This is a genomic window from Granulicella sp. dw_53 (assembly GCF_018449545.1).
In the GTDB taxonomy this organism is placed as follows: domain Bacteria; phylum Acidobacteriota; class Terriglobia; order Terriglobales; family Acidobacteriaceae; genus Edaphobacter.
In genome coordinates, this window is record NZ_JAAVUR010000051.1 from 1 (window position 1) to 473 (window position 473).

The 473-nt window shown below is 61.9% G+C and carries 1 protein-coding gene; it reads right to left on the bottom strand.

What is annotated here, in order from left to right; translation table 11 throughout:
• On the bottom strand, positions 1–443 hold a 443-nt coding region (locus HB393_RS24920; protein ID WP_213807932.1), incomplete at its 3' end, for a transposase.
• Between the last annotated feature and the right edge of the window lie 30 nt (positions 444–473).

Below are 473 nucleotides of genomic sequence, written 5' to 3' on the forward strand. Positions count from 1 at the left end.
GCGCGGAACTTCGTGCCATCGACCGCTATCCACTCGCCGCGGATCAACCCGCAGCCTCGCGCCAACCGCACCAGTTCGGCTCCCGCCGCAGTGATCGCATCGCGATGCATCCGCCGGAACTCGGCGATGGACTTGTGGTCCGGATACAGACGGCCCAGCAGCCACATCAGCTCGACGTTGCGGCGGCACTCTGCTTCAAGACGCCGCGAAGAACGGATCATATGCAGATAACCGTACAGATACAGCTTCAGCAGATCACGCGGATCGTAGCCAGGACGGCCCGTCTCCGCCGCCTCGGACCGCTCGAACCCAAGCTCCGACATCGCTAAACCGTCCACGAACGCATCGATCACACGGCATACATGATCGGTCGGAACCAGATCGTCCAATACCACTGGAAACAGCGTCCCCTGATCCCGCCCTTCACCCCGGATATAGCCCATAAAGAGAAATGCCCTCGCTCCCGCGAGGGC